The 19,063-nt window shown below is 59.2% G+C and carries 20 protein-coding genes; 14 read left to right on the forward strand and 6 right to left on the reverse strand.

What is annotated here, in order from left to right; genetic code table 11:
• Nucleotides 1-16 precede the first annotated feature (16 nt).
• Both L0U80_RS30470 and L0U80_RS30475 read right to left on the reverse strand, forming a co-directional pair.
• Nucleotides 17-1,330: a DUF7194 family protein gene (locus L0U80_RS30470; protein WP_233874961.1), complete on the reverse strand. Its 1,314-nt coding sequence runs from the start codon at nucleotides 1,328-1,330 to the stop codon at nucleotides 17-19.
• A gap of 11 nt (nucleotides 1,331-1,341) precedes the next feature.
• Nucleotides 1,342-2,721 carry a hypothetical protein gene (locus L0U80_RS30475; protein ID WP_233874962.1) on the reverse strand — a complete coding sequence of 460 codons (1,380 nt, stop codon included), beginning with the start codon at nucleotides 2,719-2,721 and terminating at the stop codon, nucleotides 1,342-1,344.
• A 92-nt stretch (nucleotides 2,722-2,813) separates the two neighbouring features.
• Here L0U80_RS30475 and L0U80_RS30480 point away from each other — a divergent pair, with 92 nt between their 5' ends.
• From L0U80_RS30480 to L0U80_RS30490, 3 genes are all read left to right on the forward strand, one after another.
• Nucleotides 2,814-3,227, forward strand: a complete 414-nt coding sequence (locus L0U80_RS30480; protein WP_233874963.1) for a hypothetical protein — start codon at nucleotides 2,814-2,816, stop codon at nucleotides 3,225-3,227.
• 14 nt (nucleotides 3,228-3,241) lie between these two features.
• The gene (locus L0U80_RS30485; protein WP_233874964.1) at nucleotides 3,242-3,733 is read left to right on the forward strand and encodes a hypothetical protein; all 492 of its coding nucleotides are present in this window, start codon (nucleotides 3,242-3,244) and stop codon (nucleotides 3,731-3,733) included.
• A gap of 322 nt (nucleotides 3,734-4,055) precedes the next feature.
• The gene (locus L0U80_RS30490) at nucleotides 4,056-5,420 is read left to right on the forward strand and encodes a ribonuclease H family protein (protein WP_233874966.1); all 1,365 of its coding nucleotides are present in this window, start codon (nucleotides 4,056-4,058) and stop codon (nucleotides 5,418-5,420) included.
• A 36-nt stretch (nucleotides 5,421-5,456) separates the two neighbouring features.
• Here the strand turns inward: L0U80_RS30490 and L0U80_RS30495 are convergent, their stop codons facing one another.
• Together L0U80_RS30495 and L0U80_RS30500 are read right to left on the reverse strand one after the other, a co-directional pair.
• Nucleotides 5,457-5,843: a hypothetical protein gene (locus L0U80_RS30495; protein ID WP_233874967.1), complete on the reverse strand. Its 387-nt coding sequence runs from the start codon at nucleotides 5,841-5,843 to the stop codon at nucleotides 5,457-5,459.
• Nucleotides 5,844-6,117: 274 nt separating this feature from the next.
• Complete coding sequence (locus L0U80_RS30500; protein ID WP_233874968.1) at nucleotides 6,118-6,951, reverse strand: hypothetical protein; 834 nt, start codon at nucleotides 6,949-6,951, stop codon at nucleotides 6,118-6,120.
• Between the two features lie 136 nt (nucleotides 6,952-7,087).
• Between L0U80_RS30500 and L0U80_RS30505 the strand changes: the two genes are divergently transcribed.
• From L0U80_RS30505 to L0U80_RS30530, 6 genes are read left to right on the forward strand one after another with little or no spacing between them, the layout of a single operon-like run.
• Complete coding sequence (locus L0U80_RS30505; RefSeq protein ID WP_233874969.1) at nucleotides 7,088-8,605, forward strand: hypothetical protein; 1,518 nt, start codon at nucleotides 7,088-7,090, stop codon at nucleotides 8,603-8,605.
• A 57-nt stretch (nucleotides 8,606-8,662) separates the two neighbouring features.
• Nucleotides 8,663-9,010 (forward strand): hypothetical protein, encoded by a 348-nt coding sequence (locus L0U80_RS30510; protein ID WP_233874970.1) that lies wholly within the window; start codon nucleotides 8,663-8,665, stop codon nucleotides 9,008-9,010.
• A gap of 29 nt (nucleotides 9,011-9,039) precedes the next feature.
• The gene (locus tag L0U80_RS30515; protein WP_233874971.1) at nucleotides 9,040-9,582 is read left to right on the forward strand and encodes an SLOG family protein; all 543 of its coding nucleotides are present in this window, start codon (nucleotides 9,040-9,042) and stop codon (nucleotides 9,580-9,582) included.
• Nucleotides 9,533-10,216 (forward strand): hypothetical protein, encoded by a 684-nt coding sequence (locus L0U80_RS30520; protein WP_233874972.1) that lies wholly within the window; start codon nucleotides 9,533-9,535, stop codon nucleotides 10,214-10,216. The genes L0U80_RS30515 and L0U80_RS30520 overlap by 50 nt, the downstream gene beginning before the upstream one ends.
• A gap of 34 nt (nucleotides 10,217-10,250) precedes the next feature.
• Nucleotides 10,251-10,775 carry a hypothetical protein gene (locus tag L0U80_RS30525; RefSeq protein WP_233874973.1) on the forward strand — a complete coding sequence of 175 codons (525 nt, stop codon included), beginning with the start codon at nucleotides 10,251-10,253 and terminating at the stop codon, nucleotides 10,773-10,775.
• Between the two features lie 20 nt (nucleotides 10,776-10,795).
• Complete coding sequence (locus L0U80_RS30530; RefSeq protein ID WP_233874975.1) at nucleotides 10,796-11,533, forward strand: hypothetical protein; 738 nt, start codon at nucleotides 10,796-10,798, stop codon at nucleotides 11,531-11,533.
• 82 nt (nucleotides 11,534-11,615) lie between these two features.
• On the opposite strand, the gene L0U80_RS30535 is transcribed toward L0U80_RS30530, so the two are convergent.
• The gene (locus L0U80_RS30535; RefSeq protein WP_233874976.1) at nucleotides 11,616-12,125 is read right to left on the reverse strand and encodes a hypothetical protein; all 510 of its coding nucleotides are present in this window, start codon (nucleotides 12,123-12,125) and stop codon (nucleotides 11,616-11,618) included.
• A 61-nt stretch (nucleotides 12,126-12,186) separates the two neighbouring features.
• On the opposite strand from L0U80_RS30535, the gene L0U80_RS30540 reads away from it, so the two are divergent.
• The 5 genes from L0U80_RS30540 (at nucleotide 12,187) to L0U80_RS30560 (ending at nucleotide 16,676) form a co-directional block, all read left to right on the forward strand.
• Entirely contained in the window at nucleotides 12,187-12,741 is a 555-nt protein-coding gene (locus tag L0U80_RS30540; RefSeq protein WP_233874977.1) for a hypothetical protein, read from the forward strand.
• A 130-nt stretch (nucleotides 12,742-12,871) separates the two neighbouring features.
• Nucleotides 12,872-13,699, forward strand: coding sequence for a hypothetical protein (locus tag L0U80_RS30545; protein ID WP_233874978.1), 828 nt, complete (start codon nucleotides 12,872-12,874; stop codon nucleotides 13,697-13,699).
• Nucleotides 13,700-13,741: 42 nt separating this feature from the next.
• Nucleotides 13,742-14,293 (forward strand): hypothetical protein, encoded by a 552-nt coding sequence (locus tag L0U80_RS30550; RefSeq protein ID WP_233874979.1) that lies wholly within the window; start codon nucleotides 13,742-13,744, stop codon nucleotides 14,291-14,293.
• A gap of 29 nt (nucleotides 14,294-14,322) precedes the next feature.
• Nucleotides 14,323-15,618, forward strand: a complete 1,296-nt coding sequence (locus tag L0U80_RS30555) for a hypothetical protein (protein ID WP_233874980.1) — start codon at nucleotides 14,323-14,325, stop codon at nucleotides 15,616-15,618.
• A gap of 215 nt (nucleotides 15,619-15,833) precedes the next feature.
• On the forward strand, nucleotides 15,834-16,676 hold the full coding sequence (locus L0U80_RS30560) for a hypothetical protein (protein WP_233874981.1): 843 nt from the start codon (nucleotides 15,834-15,836) through the stop codon (nucleotides 16,674-16,676).
• 58 nt (nucleotides 16,677-16,734) lie between these two features.
• Here the strand turns inward: L0U80_RS30560 and L0U80_RS30565 are convergent, their stop codons facing one another.
• Nucleotides 16,735-19,020 carry a DUF8550 family phage structural protein gene (locus L0U80_RS30565; RefSeq protein ID WP_233874984.1) on the reverse strand — a complete coding sequence of 762 codons (2,286 nt, stop codon included), beginning with the start codon at nucleotides 19,018-19,020 and terminating at the stop codon, nucleotides 16,735-16,737.
• Nucleotides 19,021-19,063: the final 43 nt, after the last annotated feature.

The raw sequence follows: 19,063 nt of genomic DNA on the forward strand, positions 1-19,063 counted from the left end.
CGGCAGAGTACTCGCATCAACTCCCCGAAACAGAACCGGCCTCCGTGTTCCAGGGACTGTAGCCGCCCGGCATCGGGTTCACAAACGCGCTGCTACCCGGATTGAAGGTCGCCTGATCGGCGACCTGCCATGTTGAAGCGGCGGGAAACACCTGGGCGGCCTGGCCGTTATGCCTGCAGATGCTCTGGATGGAGATTCCGCCGATATTGCCAACCGGGTTCTGGTTGTTCGGCGCATCTCCGTTCCATTGCTGGGTGATCGGGTTGTAAAACCAGATCAGCGCGTCGACCAGATTGACCGCCATCCCCACCGTGATGCCCTGCGACGGCGGCTGCGCGCCGATCGAATTCACCACGGCGCCCAGATAGTAGACGCCGCTCGTCGCCTTCGCCACGTTGCTGAACATCATGATGCTGTTGGCATCGGCCCCCAGCTCCCCTACGGGCGCGCCAAACTGGTTCGTCAGGCCAAACCCCACTGCCCCTGTTAAACGATCGTAGGTCGCTTCGGCGTAAAAGTAACCTGAAACCTGCCCGTAGGTCGTACGCGCGGTGAGCCATTCGTTGACGCTCGCCATCACGGTCATGTTGCTGTCCGCGAGACCCATGCCATCTGGCAGCAGCGCGGGGTCGAACGTCGCGGTCACGGTCGGCAGGATCTCTGTGCCGCCCCCGCCTCCTCCGGGAATGTCGCCACCGGGAATCGTTCCGTCGTCGATGAGGCTCTGGATGTACTGTGAGAGCGCGGCGATCTGCTGCTGCAGCGTGGCGATCTGGGCTCGCGCGGCAATAAGCTGGGCAGTTGGCGTGCCGTTGCGACCGATGAGCGCCTGGCGGCTCGCCGTGATCGCGGCGTCTTCCTGCGGACTGATCAGGGTCTTCGAGGTGACAGCAAGCGAAGTCACCGCAGTCGGGACGACACCGATTGCATCCTGCACGGCGGCGCTTACCTGTGACTTCACGTAGGTGAGGTCCAGCGAATCCGGCAACGCTCCCAGATTCACCCCAAGCACAATCCCACGGTACGGAATGTTGTTCGCATTCGGCATCTGGCTGATGTACGTGTTCGGTACATAGACCCAGTTGCCTCCTGTCGCCTGCAATGAAACGATCGCCGTGCCCGTAGCGACATCATTCTGGTACTCATTCTGGGTAAGGCCCTGCGGCTGGTAGTACAGCGAGAACGGGTCGCCACCGGCCGCGATGATGTCGGATAGCAGGCGTACCGCCACGCAGCTGTACGCCACATTTGGCGAGATGAGCTGGTCGAATGGCGCAACCAGAGACCAAAGACCCGATGCGCCGATATTCGGATTCAAGGGTGTCGTCATGGCAGCCAGTTTTACGAAGTCGTGGAAACGGCATCACCGGTCTGCACCGGAGCCGGAACCCCGGCGAGGGGAAAGTTCGACTGCGTGACCATCAGCCAGCTGATGTTTTCGTAGTTGGCCACCAGGTACAGGATGTTGTTACGCATGAGCTTGGTCATCCCTGCCGGGACGCTGGCGAATTGCGTTAGCGTCTCGGCAGTCTTAAGCATGTCCACGAGCAGTAGCAGGAAGTTTTGCGTTTCCACCGCCATGCGGTTGAAATCCACGCTTTGCGAAGGCACAGACAGGATATCCGGGAACACATTGACGATCTGGAATTCGCCGTTCCTGTTGTTGGGTGACCCGCAGCTCACGAGCGCAACGCATTTGTACGGCACCGTCTGCACACAGGCGTTCGAATTAATATGATTCGTACCGTAGGAGGCGACCGCGCTGATCACAGCGTTTGCGCGGCTCAGGTTTGCGACCGGTGAATAGATCCCACGCTGCTGGCTGCGATCGGGAATGGCAAACTGGTCGTACATCGGCACAAGCGTAAATTCCGTGCGCCTGAAGATGTCCGGCAGGATCGTCTCCCAGTCGGACTGACTGTGCGTGCTGTTGCTGAGAATGAAGTTGATGATCGCATTCGCGATCGAATCGATGTTGTTGCCCGCGAGACCGTAAATCAGGATCGTCCAGTTGGTCGGTATCGTATTGTCCGGGTTGTTTGGATCAATGTAGTTGAAGCTCTGGGCTTCAATCATCGTTTCCGGGTTATTGCCTCTTGCCGTATTGACCAGCGCGATCGTATCGGTATAGGTCTGGGCCGCTACCAGTGCTGCCACGTTGGACGAGGTCGTGAAGAAGTCGTCGAGATGCTGGATCGGAGGAACCACGAGGATCGTGTAGTCGTCATACTGCGCAGCAAAAGACGCGTCAACGAACCAGATCTGGATGAGGCAGAGACTGCCGGTCGTGAGTGATCCGTACACCGGATCCGTGATGTTCTCCCATTCCAGCCATTCCGGCACCCAGTACGTGCCATCAGTCACCATGTTGCCGCATGTGAAGTTCTGCGCCTCAGTCTGGAACGCACTGAGCAAACCATCAAGCAAGGTTTGCGCAAAGATCTCACCGGGATTCGGAATCGCCTGGGTCTGCGCATACACCCACGCCGCAAATTTCAGCACCTGTGCAGCAATGCCAGCCGGCGCCTGAACCGGACCCGTATCGTCCTGGCTGGTAAAGCTCACGAAGAAGAGGTCCGGACTTGTCTCCTCGAAAAACATCGCTTTCGTGATGGCGTACGTGCTCGAGATCTCCGAAAGCGCGCCAATGGTTGCGAGCGTGCCGGCAGGAGCCGCGCTCGCGAGCTTCGAATTGTTGATGAAACCTTTGAGCAGATACATCGCGTTCGCGCTCCCGCCAGGGTGACGTTAATGGTGCAAAAGGGGCATCCAGCGTCCCGCCTTTCCAGGACCATAAAATTCAGAGGTGCTGCATGCCCGTTTTCCAGTACGTCACAAAGCTTTTTACCGTGACATGGTCGACCGTGCGGGAGATGGTGCTCAACGGTCAGTCCTTTACAGAGGTTCTCAGGGTGAACCGGCGACGCGCGATTTTCAGCATCGTTGTGATGGGAAGCTTCATTTTTAGTGTGATCAGTCTTGGCGCAGATGTGAGATTTGTGTCGATCCTGATCAGCTATGTGAAACTGCAGCGTCAGGTTCAGGAACGCGAAGCGCAATACCAGAAGGAGCACATCGAGCATCAGACCATCGAGGAAGCCTCTGGTTTGCAGACCCCGGATGCCCGACGACCTGCTCACATCGACATCCCGGCCTCCGCTGCAACGCCTGATCCGGTCATCAACAACCTGCGCTCGGCACTCACCGACTGGACACCTGAGAATTGACACGGGGCCCAACCATGTACCAGCACAAATGGTTTGCCATTGGCGCGACGCTCGTCCTGACATCCGGTTGCGTCACGATCAATCCCGCCAGTACTCCGCCTGCTGCCTCCACGCCCGTCGTCCTGTATGTGTTCAACGTGCCACCGTCTGCCACCACCGATGAATCTCGCGCCTTGCAGCCACAGCGGGCTGGCAAAGCACACGGGGCGACCCCGAGGCGCGCACTGCCGATCGCACAGACCAGCTCACGCACTGGCACGACAGTCAGTTCGCCGGTCGACTGCGCCGGCTTCGTGATGCCGGACTTTCCGGAAGTACCCAGGGCACCACTCAAGGAGCTTGACGCTGTCCCCAGGGGAGATACCGCGGCCGCGCTCGTGATCGCCGAAAAACACATCATCGATCTGCATCACTACATTCTTCGCGCTCGACGCACACTCGACACGGCATACCAGGACTACCGGAGCCGCTGTCACCAGACTGCACCTTTCACACCGCCGCCGTAAAACGTTACCGGCGCCGCTCATGGTGTAGTTCGAGCCCGAGGTGGCCCGATGGGGAGTCGCGATGTATGCAGATAACGAGGTACTCGAGAAAGAAGCCAGGGAAGTTGACACGGCAGGCGTGACAAGTGCACCTGCTGCCGTTTCTTCCCGTCGCGCCGGGGGCGACGATCCCGGCAGCATTGCGAGCGAGGTCACAACGGGTCTCGTGCTCTATACGGACGCGGGCAGCAATCCGAATCCGGGCCCGACAGGCTGGGGCGTGCACGGGTACCTGTACGCCGATGCAATACCATCGAAAGGCAGCGGCAACAGCAGATGGCTGTTGACCCGCAAGGGCTACGTGGAAAAGTACGATGCAGCAAAACGGGTGGGGGTCACCGAGGTTACACCGATCCACTACATCGACGGTTATGGCTCGATTCTCGCCAATGGCGAAAGAAAGCCGACCAACAACGTCGGCGAGCTGATGGCGGCCGTCCGGGCGCTCGAGTATGCGCAGGAATTCGATGTGAAGCGCGTCATTGTCCGGGTCGACAGCGAATACGTGCGCCGCGGCATGGAGAGCTGGGTGGCGACCTGGGAGCGCAACGGCTGGATGAAACGCGGCGGCGAGCCCGTGCCCAACGTCGAACTATGGAAGGAATTGACGGGAGCCCGTGCACGCCTGATCGACCGGGGCGCCGATGTCAGATTTGTCTGGGTCAAGAGCCACAGCCACCACCTGGGCAACGTGATCGCCGACAAGCTCGCCACCATCGGTGTCGCGCTGTCCGCCCAGGGGGTTCTCAAAAACGAAATCAGTTCGGCCGCCGCGCAGGGGTACTGGAAGTACGATACGGGCCGGCATCCGATGCTCGCCAACCGGTGCCTGTACTTCAACTCCGTCGCGCAATACCAGCAGCCAGGTGAGTACTATCTCGGCGATCACGGCAAGGAAGACGAACTGCTCGGCAAGCGAATCAGCGACGGCGCGCATACCGTCGCCAGGCTCGCGCAGCCCGATCCGGCAATCGAGCTCGTGCGCAACTACACCACCGAGCTGGCAGCCGGGCTCGACTCGATTGTCATTGTGCGTCTGGACCAGCTCTTTAGCGCGACCACCCATCGGGAGCTGCTCACATGGGGCACCTCAGCGCTACTGCGACCGAACGCCTGGCGGCTGGACCTGAACTGCCTCGACGAGGAGCCCGGCGGACACACCCACAAGCCGCTCTCGCGCGAATGCCGCCCCCCGCGCATCGCCATGCGCGCGATCGAGGCGATCTTCAGCCTCATTGAGCGCCTGCGCCTGTATGAAGCACAGGATCCGTCCATCACCGCGACCGATCTGACGGCGCAGCTCTATGAGACGAAGGAAAAGGCCACCGGGAAGAAAGGCGAGACACTCACCGTCACGGAACTGCGGCCAGAGTATGGCGTGGGTTTTGCTGCGATGACCGTTCCGGCAAACTACCGGATCAACGCAGACACAGGAGACGGCACAGCAACCATTCCGGTGACTCTGACGCTCGGCATCGACCTGCTCAACCGCAACTCGCTCAAGCGGCTGGAGAAGTCCGGCCCGCGCGTCACGTTGATCACGTGGCCCGAATCCACGCGTTCCTTCCGCTATGCGACGGTGATCCGGGCAGGCGAGGATATCTGCATCAGCGCCGGCACGTACTCGAACCTGCGAGTGATACCATGATTCACAGATTCTCCGGCGTGCGCAATGCCTCTGACTTCAGGCGAACCTTTCTTTCAGGAACGCCGCCAGGTATGGCGTAGCGGCAGCCGACAAGGTAGACGCGATGGAAGGGTCAATGCCCATTCTCTCGGCCAGCGACTCGGCCACCCGTCCGGTCAGAACGCCTTGACCGCCATCCATCAGCGACTTCAACAATCCGTCCCCTCGGGTGAGGCCCGCTGCGAAGGCGGAGAAAAAATTCCCGCCGGCATGCTCGCCCAGCAGGCCGCCACTGCCTTCACCCTGCGCGTGCGCGGTCGCAGCCGCCTGGCTCAGAATCTTCTGTGCATCGTCAGCGCCGATACCTTGAGCCGAGAGCGCCTGGGTAGCCTGGCTGCCATGCTCCGAAGCCAGAAATTCAGACACAAGTTGCTGTACATCCATTAGAACACCTTCGTGTGACGTTATGATTCAGTGGGGAAAGAGAAAAGCCTGGTACCTCGTCAGCCCGTGGATAACGGTGGCTCGACGCCGTGGCCCCCAGGGCCGGAAATCACGGCTGTCCATCCCGCGGCGCGACACAGCCTTAGCCAGTCAGCCAGCTCCCAGGGCAGGAGAAATCAGCACATCAGGTACAGGAAACTCTTAAGGATAACAGGCAATAAATTTGCGGTGCCGGGCCATGACGTTTCTTGACAGAATTCGCTCGGCGGTCTGGCTACCGGCCAGCTTTTTCTCCGCCGCTGAATGCGCGAAGCACCACCTCGGTGCTGAAGTTCACCGCCGTGACAAACGTCTGCACCTTGTACCAGACCGTGCTGTACATCTCGAGCTGCGACGCCATCTGGTATGCACCTTCCGAGAGCTCGGTGATGACACCGGGCGAGACAGCCTCAAGCTCGCTGCGCGCGATCTTCTTCTCGATGATGTCGAGCAGATGCACAGCCTCCTCGACTTTCTTCACGATGACGGTGCGATCGATCCGGTTGATCTCCGCTGCCAGCCGGTTAGCCACCTCGAACACGGCTTTCCAGTCGGCGTTACGTGAAACGACATCCGCGTAGGTACGCTCTGTTCTCGTTGATCCTGTCTGAAAGCACTTTCCGAGCGTCTCATTGTCTTCGTCACGCCGATGCTGGAGCTCCTGATAATAGCCGGGGTTGTACTCCGCGCTGTACTGGAAATCGTGGCTCGTCACGAGCTTACCGAGAAACAGCGTGTAGCGCGCGAGCTCATCGAGGATCTGTGCTGCGTGGGCTACCGCATCCGAAAGTTCTTCAGCGTAGACCAGATACGGAACCTTCAGACCCTGTGGAACGCGCGCCGGCAGTGGAGAAAGTGTGACGTAGTTGTGGCCAGCAAGCAGCTCGAGGAACTGCTTCTGGTCCGCACTGAAAGCCACCGGCCGCTCGGCCGGTGAGACGAGACCGAGGAGATCCTCAAATCCCTTCCTGATCGCTGGAAAGGCACGGCGCAACAGTCCGGCGATGTCGTGAAGCGTGAACGCCTCCAGCGCCACCACCTTGCGCTGATTCTCAAGCAGGGTTGTCATCGCGCTATTCCCCTCATGGCTGATGCCCGTTTTCCGGCATCCGGCACGCCCGGCGGGCGGCTATAAAATTTAACCTCGTCAGGCCATCGTCTGTAAGCAGTTCTGACAATTACCTTCATTCAGGATCGGAGGTGAGATGGCCCAGGACATTGATCTTCGGTCCCGGATGACGCCCGCACCCAACATCAAGCTCATGGTCAACCTCGGTGCGTGTCTGGACATTCCGACGGGACACTATATCGAGGGCCGGCGCGGCGAATCGCTCCTCAATGGAGGGCTCGGATTTATCACCGGTATTGTCGGGATCGGCAACAATTTCAAGTCAACCATCGAGCGCTTCATGATGTTTACGGCCATGGCGCGCATGATGCATTCGACCGCCAAAACCTACGACACCGAGACCAACATCCACGAAGAGCACGAGATGAAGGTGGCTGCGAACATCAGCGACTTTCATTGCGAGAACATCCTGCACAACGGTCGATGGGTCATTACCGACAAGACCGTCTATGTCGGGGACGAGTGGTACCGGATCCACAAGGAGGAGTTAGAGGAAAAGGGAAAGCGTCGCGACATCACGGTCAACACGCCGTACTGGAACCGCGGACGCACCGGGCCCTTCCAGATGCTCATCCCCACCTTCACCGAAATCGATTCCTTCAGCGAGTTCGAGACTAGCAACGTCATCGTCATGCAGGACGATATCGAACTCGGGGAGGCGAAGGGCAACACCATCGACATGCAACAGGGGCGCGTGAAGAACCGCATCCTGATGGAAGTGCCACGTACCCATACCAGCGTCTACGACTATCTTCTGATGACCGCTCATATCGGCAAGGTCATCGACCTGCAGGGTGGGCCGCCGGGCGTCAGCATGCCGGCTACGCTCCTGAAGTACCTGAGGAACGGCGACAAGATCAAGGGCGTTCCCCCGAAGTTCACGTTTCTCACGCACAACTGCTGGCATGCATTCAATGCCGCGCCACTTGTGAACCAGGGCACGAAGGGCCCGGAGTATCCGCGTGACAGCACCGACGACCTCGCGCACGACACCGACCTGAATGCCGTGCAGCTGCGCAACCTGCGCGGCAAGGCGGGTCCCTCTGGCATGCCCGTCACGCTCATCGTGTCACAGGCGGACGGCGTGCTGCCCTCGCTCACCGAGTTTCATCACATCCGGGAAAACGGCCACTACGGACTGGAAGGCAGCAACACCAGTTACGCGCTCGCACTCTATCCCGACGTCAGACTGCAACGCACCACGATTCGCGCAAAGATCGACTCCGATCCGCTTTTGCGACGGGCGCTCGCAATCACATCCGAGATGTGTCAGATGGGCTATCTCTGGCACAGCCAGCCGGAGAGATACCGGATCAGTCCGAAGGCGTTGTACGAGAACCTGAAGGCGCAGGGCTACGACTGGAATGTGCTGCTGAGGACGCGCGGATGGTGGACACATGAGGTGGGCGAAGCACGGGAGTTGCCTTATCTCTCAACCATGGACCTGCTCCGCATGAGCCTTCCAGTTGATGACCCCAAACGTTATGTGCCGTACTGGCTCGAGGACGACAGGAAGACGGTCAGACCACGATATCAGGCATGCATCGAGCAGTATCGCGCGCGAGATGAAGCACACGATTCTGCGCACGCGTAAAAGGTGAACCCGATTGCAGGCTGGATGAAACATATATCACTGGAGAGAGCGCTTATCATGGGTCACTCGACCGAAACCTCCGGCAGCGCAAACGCGACACCGGAAAATCTCGCCGCGTTCGTCACGGCCCTGCTGGCTGAAAACCATCATCCGGACCCGCTGGCCTGGCTCCGATTTCTCCAGCCCGGCGTCGATACGCTATCCGACCCTGACTATCAGCGCTTCGCCATCAACCGTGCATGGCGCCTTATCTTCGCTAAACTGAATCAACGTGAACGCATTGACACCATCGACGTACGGTACTGTCTGGTGGACAAGGAAGGGAGTATTCAGGATTGGAAAAAACTTTTCGAAACGGGCGTACTGCCATTCATTCTGGAGCATCAGCTACCCGCCGACCTATGAGTCCCAGGCTTGCGCCTGCCCCGCGGATCATGCTGCCGCCCCTGATGATTGGGCACACCGCGCTCAGCCACACAGCGATTCGTTCATTCGACGAAGCCGTCGTCGTCGCTGGCAGCCGTGCCTTTAACGACTACGCCGTGTTTAGTGACCTGCTCGAGTCGTGGATCGCACGTAATGTGCCAGAAGCCTCGGTGATCTTCATCTCGGGCAAGGCACCAAGCGGCCCCGATGAAATGATCATCCGCTGGTGCCGCGCGCACGGCCGGGCGTGGACTGAATTTGCCGCCGACTGGGAGAACCTGGGTGCGCCGAACGCATACATAAAGAGAAGTGCCGTCACTGGCCAACTCTACAACGCGCGCGCCGGCCATCAACGCAACCGCGAGATGGCGCGCGTAGGCACGCGTGTCGTCTGCTTCTGGGACGGAGTCTCGCCCGGCACGCGCAACATGATCGAGGAGGCGGAAGACCACCACATCAAACCATCCATTTTTCTCATCAACCGCGATCCGGAGCGACGTCATGGACAGGCCCCGCGGAAAGAGAAGGGAGACAGAGAAGTTCCTTCTTGAATATATCGGCAAGCTTATTCCCGGGTCAGACAGAAATGTGAAGATCTACCGGGCACTTTTTGCCGGCATGGACGATGAGGCATTCCACGCATTCATGGGCAGACTCGAGCGCCGTGAAATCCGGCTTGCCATCGTGGCACCCAATCTTTCAAAGGAGAAAGTGACCATCGCCAACAACCTGGCGATCGCCGACGAACTCGGCCACAATTTTTTCGAGCGTATCTGGATCGATCCCGGCAACGACACCCCTCCCTACCTCTCGCCGGTCCGCTATCTGGTATGCGATCTCACGCTGTGCCGCCAGGCTCAGCTGCTCGTGAAGAAGATCTCTATCCCCGAGGACAACCGCAGCGTCGATGATCTCACCGGCCAGCCCTCGGGAAAATCCGAAGCAAGCAAGATCTCCTTTCCCGAGAACCAGGTACTCGCCGCTTTCCATCTCGACAAGACCCTGCACGAGCTGATTACCCTGCGCGGCGGCGACACTCAGGGCTTCAATGCCATGAACGAGAGTTTCGCCCGCACGGGTGGCGCCTCGCAGAAGGCCATCGAACCGTTTCGCGGTGGTGTGAAGTCGACGCAGGCGCTGCGCGTCATGCTGTTGTCCATGCACCTCGATGCCGAGGGACTGTAACAACGCCATCCCGGGAGCAGGAGGAAACTGAGCCATGCCTCTCACGAGCGATGAATGGCGGGACACCGCTGCAGTCTTCACCGAAAGTGTGGAATTCGTCCTGAACAACGTCACCGGGCCCCTTGAGGAACTGCGCGACAAGCTCACCGACTTCCTGACGGCGCTGATTCTCGCCGAAAAGCCCTACATGCTCGCAAGCGCCCGCGGACTCGACCGTGCCATTGACCTGGTATTTGCTGATCCGGAGATATGCGACTTCGTGCTGATGATCGTCTTCGTGTTTTTTTCGCGCTGGGGAGCCTCACCTGATCGATACGCGAGTCTCGTCGAATCACTCGCCTTTGGCGTCACTGCGGATGATTACCCACGGTCGGGCCCGACTCCGGGACTCGTTGCGATGCCTCCCGAAATTCGCGAATCCCTGCCTGATCCGGCCCATGCCCAGGACTTCCTGCTGCGCAACAAGTGGCTCAGCGTACTCCTGCTCATCCATCTCTTTGTGGTGATCCCGCGCGCAAAGCGTAGTCCGAAGGCTGCGCGCAGTGAGGCCCTGACATGAAGCCCTGAGATGAACATGCGATGAAGGATGGAACGAACCTTGCAAACGTCCTGATCTTCCTCGACTGTCTGCTTGACACGCGTCTGGGCACGCTCGCGCGCATGAGCGATGCACTCGCACGCCGTGTGCTCTCGGCAGGCAAATCAGGCAACTATCTCGAGCGCGAAGAAGATGCCTTCGAAGGCGTGGACAATGAGGAATTTCGCCGTCTGTACCGGGCACGTGATGTCGAAACACTCAAACACTCGACGATCACGACCCTCACCACCCTGCTCGGCGATTTTACGCGCACGCTTTCCCGGATCGTGCGCAACCGGCCCTGGCTCCACGGTGTACGCATACTCGTCAATACATGGCCCTACCGGCTCGATGTGTCCACGCTTGCAGCACTGCGGGACGCCATCACGTTATGGGCTGGTGGGTTCACGCCAGTCGAAATGGTCGATTACGCCCCGGACCAACTGACACCGCTCTTCGTGAAATCGAGCTTTGACATTCTCTTCATGTATGACTATGAAGAGTGGCTGCACATGCATGGCGAGGCTTTCAGCAAAACCTCTCTGGCTGACGTCAACGTCATAGTCCCCGCGATCTATTTCAACCGCAGACCAGACGAGAAAACGTTTGATGAGCTCGTGCGCGATGGCGCGCACCCGTTTGCCGCCATCACGATGTTGACCTCGGGCTTTGTCGGTCTGGAACTGATCGACGTCAAGTACTTCAGTATCGCCGATCCGGGCGCAGCTCCGACGGCATAGTCCGCCTCCTGCCCGGCATGGCGAACCGGGCAGGAGGCGGACGTGAGCAAGGCTCCAGCAACAACCGTTCAGATGACATCACTCACCCAGTCGTTCCGAAACCAGCCATGAACGTATCGACGTTCATCTGCGCGGCCTCGATGTCCGCTTCCCCTGGCACCAGCACAGGCTCAGGTACGCCCGGCGGCAACATCGGAATAGCGCCCTGCAGTGCATCGGCTTGTTGCGCTGGTCTCTGCCCAGCCTGTCCGATGCCCGGTGCTCCGAGGATTCTGGCAATCATCGCGGCGGCCGCAGCCTGGTTGGCGAGCGCGATGTTTTCGGACTTCAGGCGCTTTCGGCCGAGTGCCACGCGATCCATGCCGTCGAGTGCGGCGAGCACCACGTCGAGCTCTCGCGGCGACAGACCCTTGAGATCTTCACCCTCTTCACCCGTCATTGACACGATGATCGCCTGACGCTGGCGCAAGGTGTAATCGAGGACCCTGTCCTCATCATTGGGCACCTCGAATACCAGCCCGTTATGTTCGGGCCCGGCATCCTGGTCCGACCGCAACCCGGGATTTGACATGGCATTCTCCACGATTCTCATTACGGCGACTATCATAGAAATGGACGATTGCACAAAATAATCCAGGCGTATGAGGTACTCCATGCAATCGTGGCGTTTTCCACGCGGCTTTCAATTCAGTCGCTGGTTTCATCGCCAGCACACTGGCCGCCGGATTACCAGACTGATCCGTGAGGAGCGCTCGCTGTCCAGTCATGAAGCTGGCCGCGCGACACTCGAAGCGCTTTGCCATTGTCTGGACATTGAGGCGTTCCGGAACTTCCATCTATCCGATTCGTTCGGCTTCGGCATTGAGCCACTCTACACAACGATCGGACAGTATTGCGTTGAACTGAAGACCATCAATGCAAGGCTTGCATCTGGCGTGCCACTTTCGACGCAATGGGCAATGCTTGAGGGAAACGCCACCACCCTTGACCGGTTTTTCGAATCGAAGGAGGGCTTCTACATCGATGTTCCGGATCATCTCGCCCGGTTCAAAAGTGAAATCCTGATTTTATGCACGCTGATGTGTGAGAGCGACGGCGCGGAAACCGGCATTCATCAATACAACCTGCGCATGCTCACACGGGTATTTGTCAACCTCAGACGGCTTGTCATCGTGCTCATTGAAATGAGTCACGAAATAGGACATTGAACGGGCGCTGAGCGCTCGGCACTCCGGACTCGCAACCCGCCCATCACAAACCGCTCTACCCCTGGCTCATACGCAGCACAACACGTCTGCCCACACGTTTTCTCACAAGTCTTTTACAAGGAAGGCGATCATGGCTTCCCAACAGCTCGGTCACATCCTCAAATCCAGCGACAAGGACGTTCACCGCACTGCTGGCCCCAATGGAATCCTGGCCAACCTCTACCGCAAGATGCTGGTCGAACTTAATGTCGGCCCGGGGCGCTTCAGCGATTTTCTGCGCGAGTACGTGATCGACCCACGACATGGCATCCCGCAGACCCAGAAAGACCTCACCACCGCGCGCGGCAACCTGATGAAGGAGCTTTCGCGCTCAGGCATGACGTTCAAGGTCTTCCTCAAGGGCCTGCGCTTCCTGCAGGTCAGAAAGCTCGACTTTTGCGTCAAGTGTTACTACTACCCCGGCACCACATCAATCCACCAGACCCTGATCGACTTTGGCAGCAGGAAAGAGCACCGCACGATTTCGCCCAACGGGATCCTCGCTGATCTCTACCGCCAGATGCTGGTCGATCTTGATATCGGGCCCGGACGCTTCAGCGAGCTGCTGGGCGACTATGTCACCGATCCCCGAAATGGTATTTCCCAGACACCGAAAGATTTCACCACTGCGCGTGGCAATCTGACGAAGGAGCTGTCAAGGGAAGGGATGACGTTCAAGGTCTTCCTCAAAGGCCTGCGCTTCCTGCAGGTCATGAAGGCTGAGGTCTCGGTCAGGTGCCATTACTACAGTGGCCGCGTCTCGATTCATGGAACCACGGTCGAATTCGCAAGACCCACTGAGCCCCCTGATCATTCTGACAAGCCCGATCGGGAAGAGGAAGGGATGGAGGAGCCGCAGCCGCCACTACCCGATACGATGCAGCCGTTCACTTTTGCACCTGCGGGAGACGTGGCATAAAACGCGCCTGATACACGACACATCCCCGTCTGAGATCGAGTCATGACTACGGCACTCCATGAAACCGCCTTGCCGGCTACCCTCGTAACTTCGGCCATCTTTGCTGGCATGAAACCCGAAGATGACGGTGTTACCCACATCAACATTTCGACAAGCGGCCAGACAGCGCTCGGCAGAAAACTTGCTCACTACAGCATCACCCCCTTTGTGCATCCTGTCTATGGACCATTTCGCTCGATGGAGGGATTCTGGTACTACATCAAGTGCGAAACACCCGATGACGAGTTTCGCAATCTGTGCGGCAGCCGCGTGAAGGCACATGCAAAAAACAGAAAGATGGTCTGGCGGGAGCATTTCAGCCAGATCATCAATGAGGCGAACTTTTATCGCATCGTGCAGAACGACGATATCCGCGAAGCGATGATCGCTTCGACACTTCCATTCGGCTATTACTACCTGCACGGGCCGCAGCAGATACAGATCCACAGCCCGATCTCGGTGTGGCTTTGCGACGGCATGGAGGAGATTCGCCGTCGCCTGAAGGCGGGCCTTCCCTGGCCGCCGGTGCCCGTTGTGAAGTTTGACGCAGCCTGACGCGGGCAGGATCAAAGCAGGAGTCAACCATGTCATCCGGCGCACTGGCCAATCCGGGCTTCCTGACCGGGCCCGGAGACAATCTGGCGACTGTCGATGTCTATAGCGGTACGGCAGCGGGCATCATCAACTCGATCCAGAGCCTGGCCGCCAGGTACGACGTCAACCTGATCGGCATGCTACGTGCAGGCGCGGCGGCCGCCCAGTTGCTCCCGCTAGTCCAGGGCGTCGCCAACGGTCAGCTTCTCATGAACCCGCAGGCCACGATCGCGCGCATTCTTACGGCGTCGAACACCCTCGTACAGGCGGCAACGGGTGGCACCATCAACAGCGCCTTTGCTGCGCTCTCTCCCTCCATTCAAAGCAGCATCGGATCGTCCGCCCAGGTGGTTGGCAGTGTGCAGACGAGCGTGGGCGGCGTCGTCAGCAGTATCGCGAACGGTGCGATTGGCGACATCCAGAGTCTGGGCAAGCTCATCAACAGCTTCTCGGCGTCCTCGCCGTTCCTGATGATCGACAACCAGGCGCTCGGCGGCACCGCCGCCGGCGTGATCAATCAGTGTGCGAATCTCGGCGTCTCCGGCGTCTTCCAGTCCATGGTGAGCCAGATTACCAGTCCAACCGTCCTCTCCGCGATCGTCAAACAAACCCTTCCGAACCTCGTGCGTGCGGGTGACCTCGCGAGCCTGCAAAGTCTCGCCAGCGTTGCCGGTCCCGCCGGTATCGCTGCGGTCAATCCTGGCGTGATCTCGCAGTTCGTGCAGACCTACAACCGCACGACGTCGGGCAACGTCACCCAGGCGACACCCGCACTTGACTCGACCACGTACACGCAGATGATGTCCGTCTTCAACACCGCCGCGCCGTCGTGGAACGTCTGCGCCCGCACGAGCTCCGGCACGAACGACAACGCGGTCGATCTCTCGTCAATGATTGGTGGCACGAGTGACTTCAACAGCGTGCTCGCCGCGGGCGTCGCGAACACCGCAGATCCTGACGAGCAGCTCTACGGACTGGCCACGACCTGCCCCGCCACGGATGTCGATACGCTGCTCAAGAACATGTATCCTGGCGCGTATATCGATCCGGCGCTGCGCACCAGCAGCATGCCCGTCGACCCCTCCCAGGTCGGTACTGCCACTGGCGTGAGCGCCGCCACGAGCACCACCGCCATCCAGTTGACATCGTCGGGCACTGTCGCCACCACTCCATCAAACGATCCCGTGAGCAGCCAGCCCAATGCCGCGACATTCAGCCTGCTTTCGGCCGGTGGCGAGTCAGCGTCCGACATGACGAACACGCAGATCAACTGGCTTGCTGGCTGACCTGGCGGTTTGACACGGCGATACGGGCAGAGATTCGACTTGCCAATGAATTCGCGTGAGCGCTTTCGCGCGCGCTAAAGCAGCCACCTTTCTTTTTTGGCTAGAACAGTGACTTATGGAGAACCGCAACATCAAAGTGCCATTCCTCCGGTTGGCTGTGATATCTTAGATTGCTCACAATCAGCGCGGAACATTGTTTCAGCGGAAGAGGTGTAATGGCATTGCAGCTTTGGGACCAACTGTCATATCTCGATGAGAAGGCTCCGCCCTACGAGCCGGTGACACAGGACGAGAAAAAATATCAGGGGATGCAATGGCGCCTGATCCGCGTAACCGATCCGCAGAGGGTCTTACCGGAAGCCGGCATGCCGAGAAGTGCGCAAGGACGGCCAGGGTCTGTCGTCGTTGCAATAGGCACCCGCGAGGTGTCTCTATACGACGGGCCCGGGTTCGAGCTGGTAGCGCGTACGTCAGATGGAAGACTGGTCTGCGAGATGGGCGCAAGAATGACCGGATGGCAAAGCGTGAAGCTGACGAACGGCCACGTCATCGTAGAACAGGCTTCACTTCGAGGGTGGCGTATCGGAGCATTCTGCTTTAACCTGGTGGTACGCTGGGCGAAGCGCCATTGCCCGGACTACGAAGTATTCCCGATCAAACTTCTTGCGAGCGATGCCAACGGCGTCAATCGCCTGAGACGCAATGCGTTCTATGAAAAGTTCGGGATCAACTTCACCTATGCGGTGGTCGACGGCGTAGCTGACGCCGCGGGCGAATCGTTACCCGTGAAGGCAGAATCGCTGATTGAGCTGAAGCCGGCTGATTGCCCGAACATCCTCGAACTGGATTTGTCACACGCGCTCGGAGCAGCTACACACTGGCTCCCACAAAGTCAGAAGCGCGCGAGCGATCTGAGAAAGTCTATCGTGGAACTTCGCGACCAACGAGCCCGGACCGGCAGAGTCTTTCTTTCCTGGATTCGTTATCTCAACTGGCCCGGGTATTTCCTTGCCTTTGGTGTCGGGGCGCTATTGATGCGGATGTGGTGCTTGCGCTGATGGCACATCACGGATTCTGAAGATCACGGTGCCCACCTTTGAACGACCAGGATCAGATTCAGATATTTTTATCGATACCCGTGAAGAATCCGGAGATTAACCGGGCTGGCATCAGGTCCCCGGCGAAGCTCGCCCAGTGCGCGGGAGAGAGCCACGATTTCCACTGCGCCATCTGCATCGTGAGATTCAGCTTTAATCGCCGGAACACATAGATCTGGTCGGCGAGGCCAAGCCCACCCAGCACGGCCATATAGTCTGTGAACGGATTGTCGCCATCGAAGATGTTATCGAGCGAGCTCGCCACATTCGATACGGTATCCACCACAGTCCCAAGCGCGGCACCCGCGGCCGATGCAGCTGCCGCCACAGGTAACGCCGCCGCTGCCGCTCCTGCTCCGCCTGCTACCGCCCCCACAGGCCCCGCCGCAACGCCACCACCGACTGCGCCAGCGACCGCTGCCGCGCCTTCCGTCACCGCAAATCCCAGACTCGCCCCTGTCTGCGCCGCCGCCGTGCTCAAACCCTGGCTGATCGGCAGATAGACCAGCGACGAAAGATCGGCGATCGTAAAGGTCACGTCGATCGCCAATGCCCTCCCCTCGTTATTGAATCCAAGGTTCCCTGTCCCGCGCGTCACCGACAGGCTGTCAATGAGTCCGAGCCGGACCTGGCAGCGGCCCCGGTCGTACAGTTCGCAGATGAATGGCGCGGTGTAGGACTGTCGACCGGTGGCGAGTGGCAGTGCGCCCGCGATAAGCATCGCGAGCGGGATGTAAAGGTTGATGAGCTGCGAGACAGGATTGCCATAGGGGCTCACCAGGTTGACCGTATAGCTCGTGCGCGCCAAAGACGCGGAGGCCGACTGCCAGTGGCGCGGGATATCGACAAACGCCGAGCCCCCGAGCGCGGCGAGACCCGAGAGACCCATACCGCCCGCGATACCGGCAGCAAAGTCCATCGCATCGTTCACTGCACTGCCGACGAGCCCCAGCACCCCACCACTCGCGAGATTGCCGCCCGCCGCATCGAAGCGCGTTGTGCGGGCCTGGCTCGACATGCTGTTGATCTTGTTGGCGATCTCGGAATCCGCCGTCTGGTTCTGGAACGAGTCGGTAACCGATCCCGTTGCATTCACGCGGAAACTGACGAAGGACCCGCCGTCATTGAGCTCGGCGTTCAGAAAGTCGAAAAAGCCGGCGTTGTCGCTCTGCGACTGCGAGAAATTCTCGGTGACGGAATCCAGCGTCGCGTTATCCTGCGTCTGGGTCAGCGTTGTGGCTGCTCCTGTTGTCGACGTGCCGGATGTATCTGTGCTGGTCGTGCCGGTGGAATCAGCAGACGCGCTCGTACCCGGCGCGTTATCGTCGCCACCGCCTGCGGGCTTGACCTGTGCATTGGCGACCGTGCCGAACCACTGCGAGATATAGTCGCTGAAAGAACGCGCACCCGTATCGTCCAGCTTGTTGCCTGGACCGAAAATGTTCTGGATGACCGACGCAAGACTGCCGCTCGTAAGCGCACCGGTATCCATGGCCGCCTGATACATGGCGATCTGTTTCGCTTCGAGCCGCCGCGCACGCGTTGACATCTTGTAGACGTCGATGCCGCCGCCATTGAAAAAGATGTCCGGCCACGCTGCCTGCATTTGTGCAATAGCTGCTGCATCAAACTGGTACTGATCGCCAAGTCCTGGAATGTTCGTGACGTCTGCACCCACCACCGCGTCGCCTGCGCGCGGAATGACACCGAGGTTCACGGCGATCTGGTTGACGATGGTCTGCACGATCTGCCAGTACACCGGCATCGTGCGTTTGAGGTAATAGAATTTCGAGGAAGGCTTGTTCATCAGGAAATTCAGCCCCACCCCCGCCAGATGGAACGCGAGCAGCCTCCAGCTCATGAGGGAGACCACGAACCCGGCTGCCTTGCCGAGTGTGTAGAAGAAGGTCGTACCACGCCCGGTTCTTGCGAGCACGCCCGCGCCGCTGTTGTAGAAGCTGGTAAAGAATTGCGTGAGCGAATTGAACTGCGGCACGCCAAAGCTCATGTGGATGACCTGAGCGTTGTCATCAATCGCCTCGCTGTAATAGATGCCGAGGCCATTGCTGCCGTTCAGCCGCGATGCGGCCTTGGGATCCGCGTAGCGGGTGAACTGCGGCGGCGGATTGATGGCGATGTTGCCGCCCGGTCGCGTGTCGACGTACTTGCGCGTGGCGCTCGTATCGAAGCGGTTCGACACATCCGGGCTCCCTGTTGCAAAATACGATGAAGGCACGAGGAACGACTGTCTGACCCAGCTGACGTCACTGCCCTGGGTGTCGAGTGTGTTGAGATTGGTAATCACAAAGGACTCCTGAATTCATGGCTGGGCGCCGGGAGGAACATGC

Origin of the sequence: Paraburkholderia adhaesiva, from assembly GCF_021390575.1 — a bacterium.
Lineage (GTDB): Bacteria > Pseudomonadota > Gammaproteobacteria > Burkholderiales > Burkholderiaceae > Paraburkholderia > Paraburkholderia adhaesiva.

Bases quoted from the DNA above. Each gene is read 5' to 3' on its own strand.
- L0U80_RS30470 (WP_233874961.1), bottom strand. From the start codon at position 1,330: ATGACGACACCCTTGAATCCGAATATCGGCGCATCGGGTCTTTGGTCT.
- L0U80_RS30475 (WP_233874962.1), bottom strand. From the start codon at position 2,721: ATGTATCTGCTCAAAGGTTTCATCAACAATTCGAAGCTCGCGAGCGCG.
- L0U80_RS30480 (WP_233874963.1), top strand. From the start codon at position 2,814: ATGCCCGTTTTCCAGTACGTCACAAAGCTTTTTACCGTGACATGGTCG.
- L0U80_RS30485 (WP_233874964.1), top strand. From the start codon at position 3,242: ATGTACCAGCACAAATGGTTTGCCATTGGCGCGACGCTCGTCCTGACA.
- L0U80_RS30495 (WP_233874967.1), bottom strand. From the start codon at position 5,843: ATGGATGTACAGCAACTTGTGTCTGAATTTCTGGCTTCGGAGCATGGC.
- L0U80_RS30500 (WP_233874968.1), bottom strand. From the start codon at position 6,951: ATGACAACCCTGCTTGAGAATCAGCGCAAGGTGGTGGCGCTGGAGGCG.
- L0U80_RS30505 (WP_233874969.1), top strand. From the start codon at position 7,088: ATGGCCCAGGACATTGATCTTCGGTCCCGGATGACGCCCGCACCCAAC.
- L0U80_RS30510 (WP_233874970.1), top strand. From the start codon at position 8,663: ATGGGTCACTCGACCGAAACCTCCGGCAGCGCAAACGCGACACCGGAA.
- L0U80_RS30515 (WP_233874971.1), top strand. From the start codon at position 9,040: ATGCTGCCGCCCCTGATGATTGGGCACACCGCGCTCAGCCACACAGCG.
- L0U80_RS30520 (WP_233874972.1), top strand. From the start codon at position 9,533: ATGGACAGGCCCCGCGGAAAGAGAAGGGAGACAGAGAAGTTCCTTCTT.
- L0U80_RS30525 (WP_233874973.1), top strand. From the start codon at position 10,251: ATGCCTCTCACGAGCGATGAATGGCGGGACACCGCTGCAGTCTTCACC.
- L0U80_RS30530 (WP_233874975.1), top strand. From the start codon at position 10,796: ATGAAGGATGGAACGAACCTTGCAAACGTCCTGATCTTCCTCGACTGT.
- L0U80_RS30535 (WP_233874976.1), bottom strand. From the start codon at position 12,125: ATGAGAATCGTGGAGAATGCCATGTCAAATCCCGGGTTGCGGTCGGAC.
- L0U80_RS30540 (WP_233874977.1), top strand. From the start codon at position 12,187: ATGCAATCGTGGCGTTTTCCACGCGGCTTTCAATTCAGTCGCTGGTTT.
- L0U80_RS30545 (WP_233874978.1), top strand. From the start codon at position 12,872: ATGGCTTCCCAACAGCTCGGTCACATCCTCAAATCCAGCGACAAGGAC.
- L0U80_RS30550 (WP_233874979.1), top strand. From the start codon at position 13,742: ATGACTACGGCACTCCATGAAACCGCCTTGCCGGCTACCCTCGTAACT.
- L0U80_RS30555 (WP_233874980.1), top strand. From the start codon at position 14,323: ATGTCATCCGGCGCACTGGCCAATCCGGGCTTCCTGACCGGGCCCGGA.
- L0U80_RS30560 (WP_233874981.1), top strand. From the start codon at position 15,834: ATGGCATTGCAGCTTTGGGACCAACTGTCATATCTCGATGAGAAGGCT.